This is a genomic window from Xenorhabdus bovienii (assembly GCF_024721015.1).
GTDB classification, from domain to species: domain Bacteria; phylum Pseudomonadota; class Gammaproteobacteria; order Enterobacterales; family Enterobacteriaceae; genus Xenorhabdus; species Xenorhabdus bovienii.
Genome location: NZ_JANAIF010000307.1, coordinates 1 through 551, shown reverse-complemented (window position 1 = coordinate 551; position 551 = coordinate 1). Strand labels below are relative to the sequence as shown.

General features: G+C 57.4%; 2 protein-coding genes. Both read left to right on the top strand.

Features of this window, described 5'->3' with window-relative positions:
• Positions 1 to 294, top strand: a 294-nt coding sequence (locus NXS07_RS20725; RefSeq protein ID WP_258087600.1) for a phage virion morphogenesis protein, incomplete at its 5' end; no start/stop codon positions are given.
• Positions 291 to 551: phage baseplate assembly protein V (locus tag NXS07_RS20720; RefSeq protein WP_258087599.1), on the top strand; the 261-nt coding region annotated here is incomplete at its 3' end. The genes NXS07_RS20725 and NXS07_RS20720, both read left to right, overlap by 4 nt.

The following is a 551-nucleotide window of genomic DNA, read 5'->3' as shown; positions in this document are numbered from 1 at the left end:
CGTTATCTGGAAATCAACCGGAGCGAAACCCGCAAAACCACAACACGGCGCAACCCGATGTTTCAGCGCCTGAGAGCCGCCAAATTTCTGAGAATGAGGACGTCGGCAGAGACCGCTATCGTCGGTTTTCAGGGGAAAGCCGCCGCCATTGCCCGGCAACATCAATACGGGCTGGAAGGCAGCATCAACGCCTTGGCACGGACGCGATATCCGCAGCGTGAATTGCTGGGACTCAGCGAGCATGAAAAATTGAAACTGATTGAAATGATTTATCACGACTTGGCGGAGGCATGATGACACTCACAGAACTATACCGATTGTTAACGAATATCGTGCGCGTCGGCACCGTGTCGGCGGTTGACCTGAACACCCAGCGTTGCCGTGTGCAGATAAGCGGCCTGCAAACCGACTGGCTGCGCTGGACAACCCAGCGTGCCGGCACGTCCCGTACATGGTGGGCGCCCAGTCCGGGTGAACAAGTTTTGGTGCTGGCGATAGGGGGTGAACTGACCACCGCGTTTGTCGCCGGCTCGCTCTACTCTGCCGCCCAT